This is a genomic window from Helicobacter pylori, assembly GCF_001998165.1.
Classification (GTDB): Bacteria; Campylobacterota; Campylobacteria; order Campylobacterales; family Helicobacteraceae; genus Helicobacter; species Helicobacter pylori_DL.
Genome location: NZ_MTWR01000008.1, coordinates 1 through 17,451, shown reverse-complemented (window position 1 = coordinate 17,451; position 17,451 = coordinate 1). Strand labels below are relative to the sequence as shown.

Annotated in this window: 16 protein-coding genes and 2 tRNA genes; 14 read left to right on the top strand and 4 right to left on the bottom strand. The window is 38.1% G+C overall.

All coding sequences use genetic code 11. The features are described 5' to 3' along the window. The first annotated feature begins 70 nt into the window (after positions 1–70). The gene (gene hemW, locus BZK24_RS01525) at positions 71–1,108 is read left to right on the top strand and encodes a radical SAM family heme chaperone HemW (RefSeq protein ID WP_171972366.1); all 1,038 of its coding nucleotides are present in this window, start codon (positions 71–73) and stop codon (positions 1,106–1,108) included. Positions 1,109–1,158: 50 nt separating this feature from the next. Here the strand turns inward: hemW and crcB are convergent, their stop codons facing one another. From crcB to BZK24_RS01510, 3 genes are read right to left on the bottom strand one after another with little or no spacing between them, the layout of a single operon-like run. Beyond that, a complete protein-coding gene (gene crcB, locus BZK24_RS01520) occupies positions 1,159–1,551 on the bottom strand; it encodes a fluoride efflux transporter CrcB (protein ID WP_001054923.1) in 393 nt (130 codons plus the stop codon). A gap of 46 nt (positions 1,552–1,597) precedes the next feature. Then, entirely contained in the window at positions 1,598–2,278 is a 681-nt protein-coding gene (locus BZK24_RS01515; protein ID WP_077656352.1) for a uroporphyrinogen-III synthase, read from the bottom strand. Between the two features lie 2 nt (positions 2,279–2,280). Continuing rightward, on the bottom strand, positions 2,281–2,613 hold the full coding sequence (locus BZK24_RS01510) for a rhodanese-like domain-containing protein (protein ID WP_000888815.1): 333 nt from the start codon (positions 2,611–2,613) through the stop codon (positions 2,281–2,283). 71 nt (positions 2,614–2,684) lie between these two features. On the opposite strand from BZK24_RS01510, the gene BZK24_RS01505 reads away from it, so the two are divergent. From BZK24_RS01505 to BZK24_RS01465, 8 genes are all read left to right on the top strand, one after another. Next, positions 2,685–5,525: an FAD-binding and (Fe-S)-binding domain-containing protein gene (locus BZK24_RS01505; RefSeq protein ID WP_171972365.1), complete on the top strand. Its 2,841-nt coding sequence runs from the start codon at positions 2,685–2,687 to the stop codon at positions 5,523–5,525. A gap of 40 nt (positions 5,526–5,565) precedes the next feature. Beyond that, positions 5,566–6,270 (top strand): di-trans,poly-cis-decaprenylcistransferase, encoded by a 705-nt coding sequence (locus tag BZK24_RS01500; protein ID WP_077656350.1) that lies wholly within the window; start codon positions 5,566–5,568, stop codon positions 6,268–6,270. Next, positions 6,264–6,950, top strand: coding sequence for an ABC transporter ATP-binding protein (locus BZK24_RS01495; protein ID WP_077656349.1), 687 nt, complete (start codon positions 6,264–6,266; stop codon positions 6,948–6,950). The genes BZK24_RS01500 and BZK24_RS01495 overlap by 7 nt, the downstream gene beginning before the upstream one ends. A 313-nt stretch (positions 6,951–7,263) precedes the next feature. After that, positions 7,264–8,538 (top strand): phosphoribosylamine--glycine ligase, encoded by a 1,275-nt coding sequence (gene purD / locus BZK24_RS01485; protein WP_000654397.1) that lies wholly within the window; start codon positions 7,264–7,266, stop codon positions 8,536–8,538. Between the two features lie 48 nt (positions 8,539–8,586). Next, positions 8,587–9,066: an RDD family protein gene (locus BZK24_RS01480; protein WP_077656348.1), complete on the top strand. Its 480-nt coding sequence runs from the start codon at positions 8,587–8,589 to the stop codon at positions 9,064–9,066. A gap of 2 nt (positions 9,067–9,068) precedes the next feature. Next, the gene (gene lptD, locus BZK24_RS01475) at positions 9,069–11,330 is read left to right on the top strand and encodes an LPS-assembly protein LptD (RefSeq protein WP_077656347.1); all 2,262 of its coding nucleotides are present in this window, start codon (positions 9,069–9,071) and stop codon (positions 11,328–11,330) included. Between the two features lie 14 nt (positions 11,331–11,344). Beyond that, complete coding sequence (locus BZK24_RS01470; RefSeq protein ID WP_001875432.1) at positions 11,345–12,049, top strand: phosphoribosyltransferase; 705 nt, start codon at positions 11,345–11,347, stop codon at positions 12,047–12,049. Positions 12,050–12,051: 2 nt separating this feature from the next. Further along, on the top strand, positions 12,052–14,118 hold the full coding sequence (locus tag BZK24_RS01465) for a polyribonucleotide nucleotidyltransferase (protein ID WP_077656346.1): 2,067 nt from the start codon (positions 12,052–12,054) through the stop codon (positions 14,116–14,118). 79 nt (positions 14,119–14,197) lie between these two features. Here BZK24_RS01465 and BZK24_RS01460 read toward each other — a convergent pair whose 3' ends face one another. After that, the gene (locus tag BZK24_RS01460; protein ID WP_001123634.1) at positions 14,198–15,223 is read right to left on the bottom strand and encodes a hypothetical protein; all 1,026 of its coding nucleotides are present in this window, start codon (positions 15,221–15,223) and stop codon (positions 14,198–14,200) included. A 262-nt stretch (positions 15,224–15,485) separates the two neighbouring features. Here BZK24_RS01460 and BZK24_RS01455 point away from each other — a divergent pair, with 262 nt between their 5' ends. From BZK24_RS01455 to BZK24_RS01435, 5 genes are all read left to right on the top strand, one after another. Further along, complete coding sequence (locus BZK24_RS01455; protein WP_000669961.1) at positions 15,486–15,803, top strand: F0F1 ATP synthase subunit C; 318 nt, start codon at positions 15,486–15,488, stop codon at positions 15,801–15,803. 68 nt (positions 15,804–15,871) lie between these two features. Further along, a tRNA-Leu gene (locus BZK24_RS01450) sits at positions 15,872–15,958 on the top strand. Positions 15,959–16,011: 53 nt separating this feature from the next. Beyond that, a tRNA-Leu gene (locus BZK24_RS01445) sits at positions 16,012–16,098 on the top strand. Between the two features lie 296 nt (positions 16,099–16,394). After that, entirely contained in the window at positions 16,395–16,910 is a 516-nt protein-coding gene (gene cysE, locus BZK24_RS01440; protein ID WP_000886338.1) for a serine O-acetyltransferase, read from the top strand. A 52-nt stretch (positions 16,911–16,962) separates the two neighbouring features. After that, a partial coding sequence (locus BZK24_RS01435) for an NlaIII/IceA1 family type II restriction endonuclease (RefSeq protein ID WP_143424359.1) occupies positions 16,963–17,451 on the top strand: 489 nt, incomplete at its 3' end.

The window sequence follows — 17,451 nt, the reverse complement described above, 5'->3', positions numbered from 1 at the left end:
ATGATCCTAAAATGATACAATTACAAGTTTAAGTTTTGCTTAAAATGAAGTGAAAATGAGAGAAATAAATATGATATTATACATTCATATCCCCTTTTGTGAAAATAAATGCGGTTATTGCGCTTTCAATTCCTATGAAAACAAGCATGGGCTAAAAGAAGAATACACTCAAGCGTTATGCCTGGATTTAAAGCATGCCTTAAGCCAAACTGACGAACCAATTGAAAGTATTTTTATTGGCGGCGGCACGCCTAACACTTTGAGCGTGAAGGCTTTTGAAAGGATTTTTGAAAGCATTCATCACCATGCAAACTTGAGCTTGGATTGTGAGATCACCACTGAAGCTAACCCTGAATTGATTTCTAAAGCTTGGTGTCAAGGCTTAAAAGATTTAGGGATCAACCGCTTGAGTTTAGGGGTGCAAAGTTTTAGGGAAGATAAATTATTGTTTTTAGAGCGCCAACATTCCAAAAATATCGCTCCCGTGATAGAAACCATTTTAAAAAGCGGGATTGAAAATGTCAGCATTGATTTGATTTATAACACCCCATTGGATAATGAAAACTCTTTAAAAGAAGAACTAAAACTCGCTAAAGAACTCCCTATCAACCACTTGAGCGCTTACGCTTTGAGTATTGAAAAAAACACGAATTTAGAAAAAAACGCCAAAAAACCCTCATGCACCAATTTTGACAATGTGATAAAAGAGGCTTTAGAGGGCTTTTCTTTTAAGCAATACGAAGTGTCTAATTACGCTAGAAATTATCAAGTCAAACACAACTTAGCTTACTGGGGGGCTAAAGATTATTTAGGGTGTGGGGCTGGGGCTGTGGGCTGCGTGGCGAATGAGCGCTTTTTTGCAAAAAAACTCATAGAAAACTACATTAAAGACCCCCTAAAACGCCAAGTTGAGACGCTTAATAAACAAGACAAGCGCTTAGAAAAGCTGTTTTTGGGCTTGAGGTGCGTGCTGGGGGTTGAGCTTAGTTTCTTAGATAAAAATAAAGTAAAGTTTTTGATTGAAGAAAATAAGGCTTTCATTAAAAATAACCGCTTGGTAGCGAGCGATTTTTTCATGGCCGATGAAATGGCTTTGTGGCTGTTGTGATTGTAGGCTCTGCTTCAATCAAGCGTTAATAAAACGCCAAAAAGCGTTTTTTAATTAACACCTATAAGATTTTTAGCCAAAAACCACCCAATAGCCACCCCAATAAGCCCTAAAAGGTTCGTGCCTAAGACATAAGAAACGGCTTCAAGGTATTGGGATTTTTGCAAGAGTTTTAAAGTGTCTAGCCCGTAAGAAGAAAAGGTCGTAAAACCCCCTAAAACCCCAGTGATAAAGAAAATCCCAAAATCATCGCCAAAAACTTTTTTAACAGCCAAATGCCCCATAAAGCCGATGACAAAACACCCTATGAGATTCACGCTAAAAGTCCCTAAAGGGAAACTTTCAAACATTAAAAATTTACTAGGCATTATTTTGCCCACAAAATACCTTAGCGAACTCCCTATAGCCCCCCCTAAAGCGGCCCATAAAAAGACAAGATTCATGCATCATCCTTTAAAAAATAACTGAGAGCATTATAATGAGGTGTTTTTAACATTCCTTAATTCTCAAACTTAAAGCCAGTTCTAAACACGCTTCTAAGGAAGGCTTTTGGGCAATATAGCTTTGAATGCCTCGCTCTTGTAAATAATGAGCGGTCGTGTTGCCAATGCTGATAGCGGTGTAATTTTCTAAAAATTCAAAATAGTGCAAAAAGGCTTTTGCATGGCTTATGGCGGTGAAAATGAGAACGCTCTTTTCTTTGGGTTTTAGGGCGTTTTGTTCGCTTAAAGTCAAATGTTTGAGCTTGTTTTCATAAACAACGGCTTGTTGGAAATTGATGCCATGCTCTAAAAGAATGGTGTCTAAAGAAGAGGCAATCTCTTTTGCCCTGAGATACAGAACGCTTTTTTTTTCCAATAAGGGAAAGATTTCTTTAGCGAACTCCTTGCCATGGGCTTTTTTCCCTATAAAGGCGACTTTAAAATGGTGATTTTGTAAAGTTTTTGCGGTAGGTTCGCTCAAGGCGTAAGCAGGAATGTTTTGTAAAATTTTGAGTTTGGGGCTGTTTTTTAGGGTTTCTAGCAAGGAAAACACCGCATTTTTAGAAGTGAAAATCAGGGCGTTAAAAGGGGTTAAATCCAATTCTAAAGGATAGTAGTGCAATTCGTTTAAAATGAGAGTCTTATAAGGGGCGATTCTTTGAGAATGCACCCATACAATCTCCCTCATGCCTAGTTTTTTTTAGCGCAAGTGTCATCATAGACCATTCTAAAGCCGTATTTTTCAAAATCATAGACATTGCCCTCTAAATAATAGGGCGTATAGCCTAATTCATGCATGCTTTTAGCCGCATCTAAAGCCCTGCGGCCAGCCCTGCAATGGAGCAACACTTTTTGATCTTTGTGCTTAGATAAAAAATCAGCGAGCTTTTCTTGGTCATTGACGCTAATGAGCGTAGCGTTAGGCAAATGCAGTTCTTCATATTCGTCCAATTCGCGCACATCTACGACAATAAAATCATTGAAATTGACTTCTTCTAAACTGATTGCATAATCTTCAAGCATGTTTATCCTTAATTTTTAAAGTAAGGTTATGTTACAATGATTTGATAAATAGGAATGTTTAAGGAGTGCGTGTGGAAGAAAATTATCATGCTTTTTTTACTGAAGCGAGCGGGTTTTTAAACGAGCGGATCTTTAAGGATTATTTACGCCGTTTGGCTTATGGCATTGATGCGTCATGTTATCGTTATATCCCTAAAATAGTCGCTTGGGTGAAGGATGAAGAAGAAGTCCAAAAGCTTTGTGTTTTAGCCAAAAAGCATGGCGTTTCATTGACTTTTAGAGCGGCTGGGAGTTCCTTATCAGGGCAGGCGAGTTGCGATGGGGTGCTAGTTATGGTTACGCATTTTTTCAAAGACGCTCAAATTTTAGACAACGCTCAAAGCATTCAGCTCTCATGCGGAGTCATAGGAAGCCATGCGAACGCTTTATTGAAACCTTACCATAAAAAAATAGGCCCGGATCCCTCTACGATAAACACCGCTATGATAGGGGGGATTGTCGCTAATAACGCTAGCGGGATGTGTTGCGGGGTGGAGCAAAACAGCTACAAAACCCTAAAATCCTTAAGAGTGATTTTGGCTGACAGCACTCTTTTAGACACGGCCAATCAAGAGAGCGTTGAGGATTTCAAAAACGCACACAAAGATTTGATTGAAGGGGTTTTAAACTTAAGAAAAGAGATTCTAGAAGATAAAGAATTGCATGCTCTCATTAAGAAAAAATACGAGATCAAAAACACTACCGGCTACAGCTTAAACGCTCTCATTGATTTTGAAGATCCTATTGAAATCATCAGCCATTTATTCATAGGCTCTGAGGGGACTTTAGGCTTTATTTCAAGCGTGGGATTAGAATGCGTGAAAGACTACGCTTATAAAACTTGCGCGTTATTGTTTTATGAAAATTTAGAGCGATGCGCCAAAGCCGCTCAAATTTTAGCCGCCTTAAAAGCCAAACAACCCGAAATGATTTCTTCAGCAGAGCTTATGGATTATGCGTGCTTAAAAAGCGTGAAAGGCTTAGAGGGCATGCCTAGCGTGGTTTTAGAAGTCAAAGAGCCTAACGCATGCTTACTCATTCAAAGCGAAAGCGATGATCCTTTGATTTTAGAAAACAACATGCAAACGATTTTAAACGCCTTGAATGCGATACCGGTCGTTTTAGATTCTCAAATCAGCAGTGATCCTAATGTTTATCAATCGTGGTGGAAGATCAGAAAAGGCATTTTCCCTATCGCAGCGTCAAAAAGAAAAAGCCAAAGTTCTGTGATCATTGAAGACGTGTGCTTCAGTCAAGAGGATTTTGTAGAGGGGGCAAAAGCGATTGAAGGGCTTTTAAAAAAACATGGCTTTAAGGATAACAGCATTATTTTTGGGCATGCGTTAAGCGGGAATTTGCACTTTGTCGTTACGCCGATTTTAGAAAATGAAGCTGAAAGAAAAGCGTTTGAAAATCTAGCTTATGAGATGTTTTTAATGGTGAGCAAAAGCTCTGGCTCTATTAAAGCCGAACATGGCACAGGCAGGATGGTAGCCCCTTTTGTGGAAATGGAGTGGGGAGAAAAAGCCTATAAGATCCACAAACAAATCAAAGAATTGTTTGATCCTAATGGCCTTTTAAACCCTGATGTGATCATCACAAATGATAAAGAAATCCACACTAAAAATTTAAAGAGCATTTACCCTATTGAAGAGCATTTGGACATGTGCATGGAATGCGGGTTTTGTGAAAGGATTTGCCCTAGCAAAGATTTATCTTTAACGCCACGACAACGAATCGTTATCCACAGAGAGGTAGAGCGTTTGAAAGAAAGGGTGAGTCATGGTCATGATGAAGATCAAGTTTTATTAGATGAGCTTTTAAAAGAGTCTGAATACTTAGCCCACGCCACTTGCGCGGTGTGCCATATGTGCTCCACCCTATGCCCTTTAAAAATTGATACCGGGAGCATCGCCTTAAATCATTATCAAAAGAACCCTAAAGGCGAAAAGATCGCTTCAAAGATCTTAAATAACATGCAAATAACCACAAGCATGGCTCGTTTTTCTTTAAAAAGCGCTTTCGTGATTCAAAAACTCATAGGCCCTCACAACTTAGTGAGCCTAACTAAAGGGATTAAAAAGTTCATCAAGCCTTTCCCTAAAGCCTTTCATTACATGCCCAAAAACAACGCCTATCCTTTAGAAAATAAAACGCTTAAGAGCGAAGAAAAAGTCATTTATTTCAGCACCTGCATCAACCGCTCGTTTGCTCCATCAACCAAAATGGCGGATAAAAGATGCATTCAAGAAGTGTTTGAATCCTTATGCCAAAAAGCCAAGGTTTCTGTGGTGTATCCTAACGGATTAAACGCGCTTTGTTGCGGGAAAGCCTTTATCAATTACACCGCCTTAACCAAACAAAACAATGAAAAAAACCATGCGATTTTTTTACAATTAAGCGATAACGGCAAGATACCGATTGTTTTAGACCATAGCGCATGTTCGACGCATTTTATCAAGCAAATGAAAGCTTATAAAGATCTGAAAGTCTATGATTTGAGCGTCTATATTGAAGAAGTTCTAAGCCCAAAATTAAAATTCAACCCCATTAACGAAGACATAGGGTTATACACGATGTGCGCTTTAAAGCTAGAAAATAAAGAAGAGTTGTTATTCAATTTGGCTAAAAAATGCACTTTGGGCGAGATTGTTATCCATAAAGAGACGGGTTGTTGCGGCTTTGCGGGGAATAAGGGCTTTTTCACCCCTGAACTAAACGAGAGCGCTTTAAACGGCTTTCAAGAATTTTACCAATCCTATGATCTTAAAAGAGGCTTTTCCACTTCCAGCACTTGTGAAATTGGTTTGAGTGAAAAAACCCAATTCGCTTGGCAGCATATCGCTTATTTAGTGGATGCTTGCACGCTTTAAATGGTGTATAATTAAAGAATTTCTTTAAAGGGTAAAGGCATTGGATAACACTCTCAAACATCTTGCCATTATTATGGATGGTAATGGTAGGTGGGCTAAATTAAAGAATAAAGCTAGGGCTTATGGGCATAAAAAAGGTGTAAAAACCCTAAAAGACATTACGATCTGGTGCGCTAATCATAAGTTAGAATGCTTGACTTTATACGCTTTTTCTACGGAAAATTGGAAACGCCCTAAAAGTGAAGTGGATTTTTTAATGAAAATGCTTAAAAAATACCTTAAAGATGAGCGATCCACTTATTTAAACAATAACATACGCTTCAGGGCAATAGGGGATTTAGAGGGCTTTTCTAAAGAACTAAGGGACACGATTTTGCGGCTTGAAAGTGATACCAAGCATTTTAAGGATTTTACGCAAGTTTTAGCCCTTAATTACGGATCTAAAAACGAGCTTGCAAGGGCGTTTAAAAGCTTGCTAGAAAACCCGCCTAACAATATAGACCCTTTAGAAAGCTTAGAAAATGAAATCTCTCATCGTTTAGACACGCATGATTTGCCGGAAGTGGATTTGTTGTTACGGACAGGGGGGGAAATGCGCCTGTCCAATTTTTTATTGTGGCAGTCCAGCTATGCGGAATTGTTTTTCACGCCGATTTTATGGCCTGATTTCACCCCTAAAGATTTAGAAAATATCATTAGCGATTTTTACAAAAGAGTGCGCAAATTCGGGGAATTAAAATGCTAGTAGAAATAGAGAATTTGACTAAAACTTATGGGAGTTTAAAAGCGTTAGACAATATCAGTTTGAAACTACCCAAACAGCAATTTATAGGGCTTTTAGGCCCTAATGGGGCGGGTAAAACCACTCTGTTAAAGATTTTAGCCGGATTGAATTTGAACTATCAAGGGGAAGTGAGAATTTTAAACCAAAAGATCGGTATAGAGACTAAAAAAAGCGTGGCGTTTTTAAGCGATGGCGATTTTTTAGATCCTAAATTAACGCCTTTAAAAGCGATCGCTTTTTACAAGGATTTTTTCAGCGATTTTGATGAATCAAAAGCCCTAAATTTACTAAAACGCTTCAGCGTGCCTTTAAAAAGAGAGTTCAAAGCCCTTTCAAAAGGCATGAGGGAAAAATTACAGCTGATTTTAACCCTATCACGAAACGCTTCTTTATATCTTTTTGATGAGCCGGTGGCTGGGATTGACCCTATCGCTAGAGAAGAGATTTTTGAACTCATCGCTAAGGAATTTAGCCAAAACGCAAGCTTGTTAGTCTCTACGCATTTGGTGGTGGATGTGGAAAAGTATTTAGACAGCGCGATTTTTTTAAAAGAAGCCAAAGTAGTGGCTTTTGGGGATGTGGGGGAATTAAAAAAAGGGTATAGCAGTTTGGAGGTAGCGTATAAAGAAAGGTTGAAATAAATCAGTCAGTTTCTCTTAAAGCGCCTAAACGCCAATCAAAACTATCACGGATCGCTTGAATATTTTTGCATGGAATTTCTTTAAAATTTAAGTATAATTGTCAGCATCGCCTGGGTGATTTGCGTTTCTTATTTGATGGCAAGTTCGTTGAAAAAATAAGTTAGGCTAAGGTAGTGGTTTTTGTGTGATGGCATTTTTTAAATCTGCCCCTAAGAAGATCCTCCTAGCCTTAATAGTGTAGGTTTGTTGAACTTATGCGCATGTAAAAGTAGCGGTCATCTGGGTTTAAAAACAACCACATTTTAGGAAAGACATGAAAGATAACAATAACTATAATGTTTTAATTGTGGGGAATAAGGGGCGAGAGTATGCTTTGGCTCAAAGGCTTCAGCAAGATGAGCGAGTGAATGCTTTGTATTTTTGTTTGGGTAATGGTGGCACTCAAGATTTAGGCGAAAATCTGGAATGCGAACATTACGAGCATATCGTGGAATTAGCCCTGAAAAAACAGATCCATTTAGCCATCATTTCAGAAGAAGAGCTTTTGGTTTTAGGGCTTACAGAGATGCTAGAAAAAGCGGGTATTTTAGTGTTTGGGGCTTCTAAAGAAGCGGCTAAGTTAGAGGCTTCTAAAAGCTATATGAAAGCTTTTGTTAAAGAATGCGGTATCAAAAGCGCGTCTTACTTTGAAACAAACGATTTAAAAGAAGCTTTGAGTTACATTCAAAACGCTTCTTTCCCCTTAGTGATTAAAGCGTTGAATAAAAACACAAGCATTGTCCATCAAGAAGAAGAAGCGATAAAAATCCTTGAAGATGCTTTCAAACAAAGCAATGAGCCTGTGATCATAGAGCCTTTTTTAGAGGGGTTTGAGCTTTCAGTTACAGCGCTCATAGCCAATGATGATTTTATCTTGTTGCCCTTTTGCCAAAACTACAAACGCTTATTAGAGGGGGATAATGGGGTCAATACAGGGGGTATGGGGGCCATCGCTCCTGCAAACTTTTTCTCTAATGAATTAGAAGAGAAAATAAAAAATCATATCTTTAAACCCACTTTAGAGAAACTTCAGGCTGACAACACGCCTTTTAAAGGGGTTTTACTCGCTGAAATTGTGGTCATAGAAGAAAAGGGCGTTTTAGAGCCGTATTTATTGGATTTTAGCGTGCGTTTTAAAGATATTGAATGCCAGACGATTTTACCCCTTTTAGAAAGCTCGCTTTTAGATTTGTGTTTGGCCACAGCCAAAGGGGAATTACATTCTCTTGAATTGGTGTTTTCTAAAGAATTTGTGATGAGTGTGGCGCTTGTTTCTAGGAATTACCCCACTAGCTCTTCGCCCAAGCAAACCCTTTATATTGATCCGGTTGATGAAAAAAAGGGTCATTTGATTTTGGGGGAAGTGGAGCAGGATAATGGCGTGTTTGAAAGCAGTGGGGGGAGGGTGATCTTTGCCATTGGCAGAGGAAAATCCTTATTAGAAGCCAGAAACCATGCTTATGAAATCGCTCAAAAGGTGCATTTTGAAGGCATGTTTTATCGCAAGGATATTGGTTTTAAGGTGTTGGATTTGAAAGAATATTCTTGAAGGTTAAAGTTTAAGACAAACCAAAGAGTTTGTCTTGTTTGTTTTTGAATGCGCTCTCCAAATTTAGAAAAAGAAGAAACTGAAATCATAGAAACACTCCTTATGCGTGAAAAAATGCGTTTATGCCCCTTGTATTGGCGCATCTTAGCGTTTTTAATTGATGGTTTGTTGGTAGCGTTTTTATTGAGCGATCTTTTAGACGCATGCGATTTTTTGCATTCTTTATATTGGCTGACTAACCCCATTTATCACAGCGCGTTTGTGGCGTTTAGTTTTATTATCTTGTATGGCGTTTATGAGATCTTTTTTGTGTGTTTGTGCAAGATGAGTTTGGCTAAACTGGTTTTTAGGATTAAGATTATTGATATTTATTTAGCAGATTGCCCCAGTAGGGCTATTTTATTGAAGCGTTTAGGGTTAAAGATCGTGGTTTTTCTATGCCCCTTTTTATGGTTTGTAGTGTTTAAAAACCCCTATCATAGGGCATGGCATGAAGAAAAAAGCAAAAGTCTTTTGGTGTTGTTTTAATCATGATTTATTGGTTGTATTTGGCGGTCTTTTTTTTGTTGGGTGCATTAGAGGCTAAAGAAATCGCTATGCAACGATTTGACAAACAAAACCATAAGATTTTTGAAATCCTTGCGGATAAAGTGAGCGCTAAAGACAATGTGATAACCGCCTCAGGGAATGCGATCTTATTGAATTATGACGTGTATATTCTAGCGGACAAGGTGCGTTATGACACTAAAACCAAAGAAGCGTTATTAGAGGGGAATATCAAGGTTTATAGGGGCGAGGGTTTGCTCGTTAAAACCGATTATGTGAAATTGAGTTTGAATGAAAAATATGAAATCATTTTCCCCTTTTATGTCCAAGACAGCGTGAGCGGGATTTGGGTGAGCGCGGATATTGCTAGCGGGAAGGATCAAAAATATAAGGTTAAAAACATGAGCGCTTCAGGGTGCAGCATTGATAACCCCATTTGGCATGTCAATGCGACTTCAGGCTCATTCAACATGCAAAAATCGCATTTGTCTATGTGGAATCCTAAGATCTATGTCGGTGATATTCCTGTATTGTATTTGCCCTATATTTTCATGTCCACGAGCAATAAAAGAACTACCGGGTTTTTATACCCTGAGTTTGGCACTTCCAATTTAGACGGCTTTATTTATTTGCAACCCTTTTATTTAGCCCCCAAAAACTCATGGGATATGACCTTTACCCCACAAATCCGCTATAAAAGGGGTTTTGGCTTGAATTTTGAAGCGCGCTACATCAACTCTAAAGACGACAGGTTTTTATTCAATGCGCGCTATTTTAGGAATTACACCCAATACGTCAAACGCTACGATTTGAGGAATCAAAATATCTACGGTTTTGAATTTTTAAGCTCTAGTAGGGACACTTTACAAAAATACTTCCATCTTAAGTCTAATATTGACAACGGGCATTACATTGACTTTTTATACATGAACGATTTGGACTATGTGCGTTTTGAAAAGGTTAATAAGCGCATCACAGACGCCACGCACATGTCTAGGGCGAATTATTATTTGCAAACAGAAAACAATTATTACGGCTTGAATATCAAGTATTTTTTAAACCTGAATAAAATCAACAATAACCGCACCTTCCAATCTGTCCCTAATTTGCAATACCATAAATATTTAAATTCTTTGTATTTTAGAAATTTATTGTATTCGGTGGATTATCAGTTTAGAAACACCGCAAGAGAGATCGGCTATGGCTATGTGCAAAACGCTTTGAATGTGCCGGTGGGCTTGCAATTTTCTTTGTTTAAAAAGTATTTGTCTTTAGGGCTTTGGAACGATCTCCAACTATCTAATGTGGCTTTAATGCAATCTAAAAATTCCTTCGTGCCTACGATCCCTAATGAATCAAGGGAATTTGGGAACTTTGTGTCTTCAAATTTTTCCATGTATGTCAATACGGATTTAGCCAGAGAATACAACAAACTTTTCCACACGATCCAACTAGAAGCGATTTTCAACATCCCTTATTACACCTTTAAAAACGGCTTGTTTTCTCAAAACATGTATGCTTTAAGTGCACAAGCTTTAAACAGCTACACTTCGCCTTTATTGAGAGATTATGATTATCAAGGGCGTTTGTATGACTCTGTGTGGAATCCTAGCAGTATTTTACCCATCAATGCGAGCAACAAGACGGTGGATTTAACCCTAACGCAATACCTTTATGGCTTAGGGGGGCAAGAGTTGTTGTATTTTAAAATATCGCAACTCATCAATCTTGACGATAAAGTTTCGCCCTTTAAAATGCCCCTAGAAAGCAAGATCGGGTTTTCGCCCTTAACGGGATTGAACATCTTTGGGAATGTCTTTTATTCGTTTTATCAAAACCGCTTAGAAGAAATCTCTGTGAACGCCAATTACCAACGCAAATTTTTAAGCTTTAACCTCTCTTATTTTTTAAGAAACAATTTTAGCAGTGGGATTAATAGCATTGTAGAAAATCCTGCGGATTATTTAAAGGCGGGTTTTAGCAACGACTTTGGCTATTTTTCCATGAGCGCGGATGTGGGTTATGATATTAGAAATAACGTGGTTTTAAATTGGAATGTGGGGATTTATAAAAAAATCCGTTGTTTTGGGATTGGCTTTCAATTCGTCAACCAACGACGCCCTATTCTCACTGGCGATCCCAACCAGCCTATAAGAGTGTTTGAAAATAACTATGTTAAGCTAGAATTAGACTTTTCACCGATCACTAAAACCAATGTAACTTACCGCTCTTTACAGCGTAAGTAAAAAAAGGAATGCATTTGAATACGGATTTTAGCCATATCACCGATATAGAGAGCATGCGTTTTATCAATGAAGAAGACGCTCTGAACAAATTGATTAATGAAATCCACACGCGCCATATTGATTTAAAAGATTCCATCATGCTCGCTTTGAGTTTTAACGCCTTGTATTTAGCTAACGCTTTAGCGCAAAAATTTGGGGCGACTTATGATATACTTTTTTTAGAACCTATCTTAGCCCCTTTAAACTCAAAGTGTGAAATCGCTTTAGTGAGTGAAAGCATGGATATTGTGATGAATGAAAGTTTGATCAATTCCTTTGACATCACTTTAGACTATGTTTATGGGGAAGCCAAGCGAGCTTATGAAGAAGACATTTTGTCTCACATTTATCAGTATCGCAAAGGCAATGCGATCAAAAGCTTAAAAGATAAAAATATTTTTATCGTAGATAGGGGGATTGAAACCGGGTTTAGAGCAGGGTTAGGCGTGCAAACTTGCTTGAAAAAAGAATGCCAAGACATTTATATTTTAACCCCCATTCTCGCACAAAATGTCGCTCAAGGCTTAGAAAGTTTGTGCGATGGGGTGATTAGCGTGTACCGCCCTGAATGTTTTGTCTCTGTGGAACACCATTATAAAGAACTCAAGCGATTAAGCAATGAAGAAATTGAAAAATACTTGGGCGCTAACAACGTGCCTAATTTAAAAAAGGAACATTAAATATGGATTTTATCACCATCAATTCCAGTAACAAAACCGAAGAGTTCGCTCTCAAACAAGTGGCCAAACAAGCCACTAGCTCTCTAATGTATCGCTTAGGAAAAACCATCATTTTAGCGAGCGTGTGTGTGGAAAGAGAGCCTGTGAGTGAAGATTTTCTGCCTTTAGTGGTGCAGTTTTTAGAAAAATCTTATGCAGCCGGAAAGATCCCAGGCGGTTTTGTTAAAAGAGAAGGCAGAGTACAAGATTTTGAAATCTTAACCTCTAGGCTTATAGATAGGACCTTACGCCCTTTATTCCCTAAAGATTACCGCTACCCTACGCAAATCACTTTAATGGTTTTAAGCCATGATATTGAAAACGATTTGCAAGTTTCTGCTTTAAACGCCGTTTCAGCCGCTCTCTTTTTGGCCCATATCGCTCCCATTAAAAGCGTGAGCGCTTGCAGGATCGCTAGGGTGGATAACGAATTTATCATTAACCCTAACACAAGCCTTTTGAATCAATCCAGTTTGGATTTGTTCGTGTCCGGCACAAAAGAGAGTTTGAACATGATAGAAATGCGCTCTTTGGGGCAACAATTAAACGCTTTAGAAGAGCCTTTAATGTTAAAAGCTTTAGAATTGGCTCAAAAAAGTTTGAAAGAAACTTGCACGCTTTATGAAGATGTTTTCACGCCTCACCAAAACGAGCTGCTTTTTAAAGAAAGCCAAGGAATAATTTTTAATGAAAGGCTGTTAGATTTATTAACAAATCAGTATTTTGATGAAATCATCAAAGGCATTGAAAGTTCTGCTTTGAGCGAGCGAGAAAATGTTTTCAATGAAATTGCTAAAAAAATCAGCGAAGCCCACTCAGAATTCAGTTTAGAAGAAATTGAATGGTCTTTAGAAAAAGTGAAAAAAACTGAGATAAGGCGCATGATTATTCAAGATAAAATCCGTCCGGATAAGCGCGCGCTAGAAGAAGTGCGACCCATTTTGATAGAGAGCGATTTGCTCCCTATGGCGCATAGCTCCATTTTATTCACTAGGGGGCAAACTCAAAGCTTAGTGGTAGGGGTTTTAGGCACGGATAATGACGCTCAAACCCATGAGAGTTTGGAGCATAAAACCCCTATCAAAGAACGCTTCATGTTCCATTATAATTTCCCTCCTTTTTGCGTGGGCGAAGCGAGTTCTATTGGCGCGACTTCAAGGCGCGAATTAGGGCATGGGAATTTGGCTAAAAGAGCCTTAGAAACGAGTATTAAAAATAAAGAGCAGGTGATACGATTGGTTTCTGAGATTTTAGAAAGCAATGGTTCAAGCTCAATGGCGAGCGTGTGTGCAGGGTCTTTAGCCCTTTATGCAAGCGGTGTGGAAATTTACGATTTAGTCGCTGGGGTGGCTATGGGCATGGTGAGCGAAGGGCAAGATCACGCCATTTTAAGCGATATTAGCGGATTAGAAGACGCAGAAGGCGATATGGATTTTAAGATTGCCGGGAATTTAGAAGGTATTACGGCTATGCAAATGGATACCAAAATGAGTGGTATTAGATTAGAAGTTTTATACCAAGCCTTACTCCAAGCTAAAAGAGCACGGAAACATATTTTAAAAATCATGCATGAAGCGAAAGAAAAGATCGTGATCAATTTTTCTAACTTGCCCACGACTGAAATTTTTAATGTTGCGCCCGATAAAATTGTAGAAATTATCGGTCAAGGGGGGCGTGTGATTAGAGAGATAGTGGAAAAGTTTGAGGTTAAAATTGATTTGAATAAACCGAGCGGTGAAGTGAAAATCATGGGGAATAAAGAGCGCGTTTTAAAGACTAAGGAATTTATTTTAAACTACTTGCATTCTTTAGATCAAGAATTGGAGCAATACGCTATTGATGAGGTGCTAGAAGCTCAAGTGAAGAGAATCGTGGATTTTGGGGCGTTTTTAAGCTTGCCTAAGGGGGGCGAAGGCTTGTTAAGAAAACAAAACATGGACAGGTGTCAAGTGGTTTTAAAAGAAGGCGATAGTATTCGGTGTAGGGTGATTAGTTTCAATAAGGGTAAAATCGCCTTGGATTTGGCTTAATCCATCTCTTAAATTATCCATAGTCCTATGTAAAACCAATCTAATACATAGGACTTGGCTAAAATATATACACTCTTTTTTATTCCTCTTCGTGGGTGATAACAATATTTTGAAGGTATTGTTTAGGGGCTTCAATTAAATTAAAAAGAGCTTCTCTATCCCTTTTTATATTAAAATAGCTTAAAATATTACTTTTGATATATTCTATATCTGCATTTTCGTTGTTTAACCTAATATATTTTTGTGTTTGAAAATTGCTATTTTGGATAAAATTTAATTCTCTTTCCAAATCACTTGTTGTTTTGTTAAAACTATCAAAAGCTTCTTCAACTTTGGCTTTTAAAAATTTCATGCTCTCATTATCAATGAGTCCTGCAGCAACATATTCTAAAACCAACGCAAAAATATAATGAGAAAGAGCGTATCTTGCACAAATGTGGTTACCACTTACATCATTAAAGTTCTTTAATATTAGCCCTTGATTTATTTGGGATATAAAATTATAAAAAATTTCATTTAATTCAATGTGTATTCTTTGTAAATTTGTGCATGTTGATTGTCTCCAAATATCACTTTTAGAAATTTGAGAAATATCCTTATAAACTTCTTGGAGAAATTTAGTTTTAGCTTTTAAGGCATTAACTTGTTGGGCAACAAAGATGTTTTGTTGTGTGAGTAGCCTTTGGTTTTCGTCAAAAAGACGATTAGTTTCGGCATATGCTTCATAATAGATTTCTGCTAGTTTATAATTAAGAATAGGGGCAATATGGTTCATAATCCCTGTAGTTAGCTCAATAGCACCTACTATCTCAAAACCTTCATGGCCCCCAAACCCTTTGACACCTTTTAACATAGATGAAACCTTTCCATCTTTATATAACACTAATTTATCTAAAGGAACACTTGTTGTAAAAATAGGCAAAGAGCTAAGGCCATGATTGATGATATGACCTAGCTTATCGTATAGCTCATTTGATTTAATTAAAATCATGCGTTGATAATTGCTATCAAGTGTTTGTTTTCTTGGCAAAGTCGGCAGAACTTCTATTCTGCTACCCAAAACCCTTTCAAGTAGAGTGAGTTCTTTATTGTTATCTTTTGGCATTGTGATCCTTTGTTGTATCTAATTTATTGACCACATCATTATACTACTAATGGATTGTTTTAAGTTTTTAAGGATAACTTATTGCTTAAAGCAAATTTGTTTTTTAAAAACTTCCTTATTTCTAATAATTTAATAAAAATTTATTATTTTAAAAGAGATTTTAAGCTAGTTTGTATTAAAATAAATTCTTGCTTGTATTTTTGAAAGTAGAGGAACGATTCGAAATGAAAATCAAGCCTAATTTTTGAAACGGAGTGCGAAAATGAAATTTTTAGCGTTATTTTTTCTGGCTTTAGCGGGCGTTGCTTTCGCTCATGATGGTGGAATGGGTGGGATGGATATGATTAAATCTTATTCTATCTTAGGGGCAATGATCGGTTTAGGGATTGCTGCTTTTGGTGGGGCGATCGGCATGGGGAATGCGGCCGCAGCGACCATTACAGGCACAGCGAGAAACCCAGGAGTGGGCGGTAAATTGCTCACCACCATGTTCGTGGCCATGGCGATGATTGAAGCGCAAGTGATTTATACTCTAGTGTTTGCTATTATCGCTATTTATAGTAACCCATTCTTAAGTTAAGGGTTTTGATGGGCTAAATTATTGCTTAAAAAGCATGATTTAGCTATAATATCTGTTTTAAATTTTTAGCACTGGTGGTGGAATTGGTAGACACGCCATCTTGAGGGGGTGGTGGGAGCAATCTCGTGCGAGTTCGAGTCTCGCCCAGTGCACCATTAAGTTTCTTTAAGGAATAAGTGGGTATAATCTCACCCTTTGCTTTATACACGCCGAAGTGGTGGAATTGGTAGACACGCTAGACTCAAAATCTGGTGGGAGCAATCCCGTGTCGGTTCGAGTCCGACCTTCGGCACCACTAAGTAATTTTTTTCAATCTGCTTTTTATTTTTTCGTTTAAAATAGTTTTATCCCAAATAAATACCAAATCAATGTGGATTAGTGGGTTCTTTAAACCTTTTTTAAAGGGTTGTTTAAGAGAATTTAAAAGAATTAAAAGAGAGAGCGTTTTACTCTATTAATTTTACTCCATTAAAAGGAGTGTGAGTTTAGGTATAATGGCAAGAAAAATTTGCATCAAATTTTATTGGAATGGATGAGAAAAATCTGCTTAAGTCATGTTGATCCAAATATATTTTAACCGGAGACTCTGTCATGCTAGATCTGTCTTATAGCCTGGAGCGTGTCTTGCAAGAAGACCCGGCAGCTAGGAATAAGTGGGAGGTGCTCTTGCTTTATCCGGGCATTCATGCACTGCTTTGTTACCGCCTAGCACATGCGTTGCACAAGAAAGGGTTTTATTTTATTGCGCGCGCGCTTTCTCAGTTAGCGCGCTTTATCACTGGGATAGAAATCCACCCTGGTGCTAAGATTGGGAGAGGGCTTTTTATCGATCATGGCATGGGCGTGGTGATTGGCGAGACCACAGAGATTGGAGATGATGTTACCATTTATCATGGCGTAACTCTAGGGGGCACGGGCAAGTTTAAGGGCAAGCGTCACCCCACTTTAGGCAACCGAGTGGTAGTGGGGGCTGGGGCTAAGGTCTTGGGTGCGATTTGCGTGGGTGATGATGTGAGGATTGGGGCTAATGCGGTGGTGCTTTCAGATTTACCCACAGGTTCTACGGCTGTAGGCGCTAAAGCTAAAACCATCACAAAGGATCGTTAATTTTAGATAAATTGATTAGAATTTATAAAATGTTATAGAGAGGTTTTTTAAAATGAGTAAAAGTAAAAAAGAATTATTTTTGGAACTTGCACAACCTGATAAAAATGGGGTGAGTCGTTGGGTAAGCGTTACAGAATTTGTAGGAAAATATCAAGGATTGCAGCTAGGTAATGGGGGGAGTTGGTGTAGGAACAACTCATCTTTAGCTAAAGAATTTAATTTGGAGTTTGATAAAGGGCAAACTCTAGGAAATTCTATTGATAGAATACGCTTGAATGGCTATAATACTGAATGTGTTTTTAACCAAAGTATCCGTCAAGACATTAAAAACCACTATAAGCAACAATGTTGTGCGATGTGCGGTGTGCGTGGCAATTCTGAAAACACTCAAATAGAGGTGGATCATAAAGACGGCCGCAAAAATGATTCAAGAGTTTCTGATTCAAACGCACAGACTTTTGATGATTTTCAGGCTTTATGCAAAGCTTGTAATGACAAGAAACGCCAAATTTGTAAAGAATGCAAAGAGCATCTAACTAAT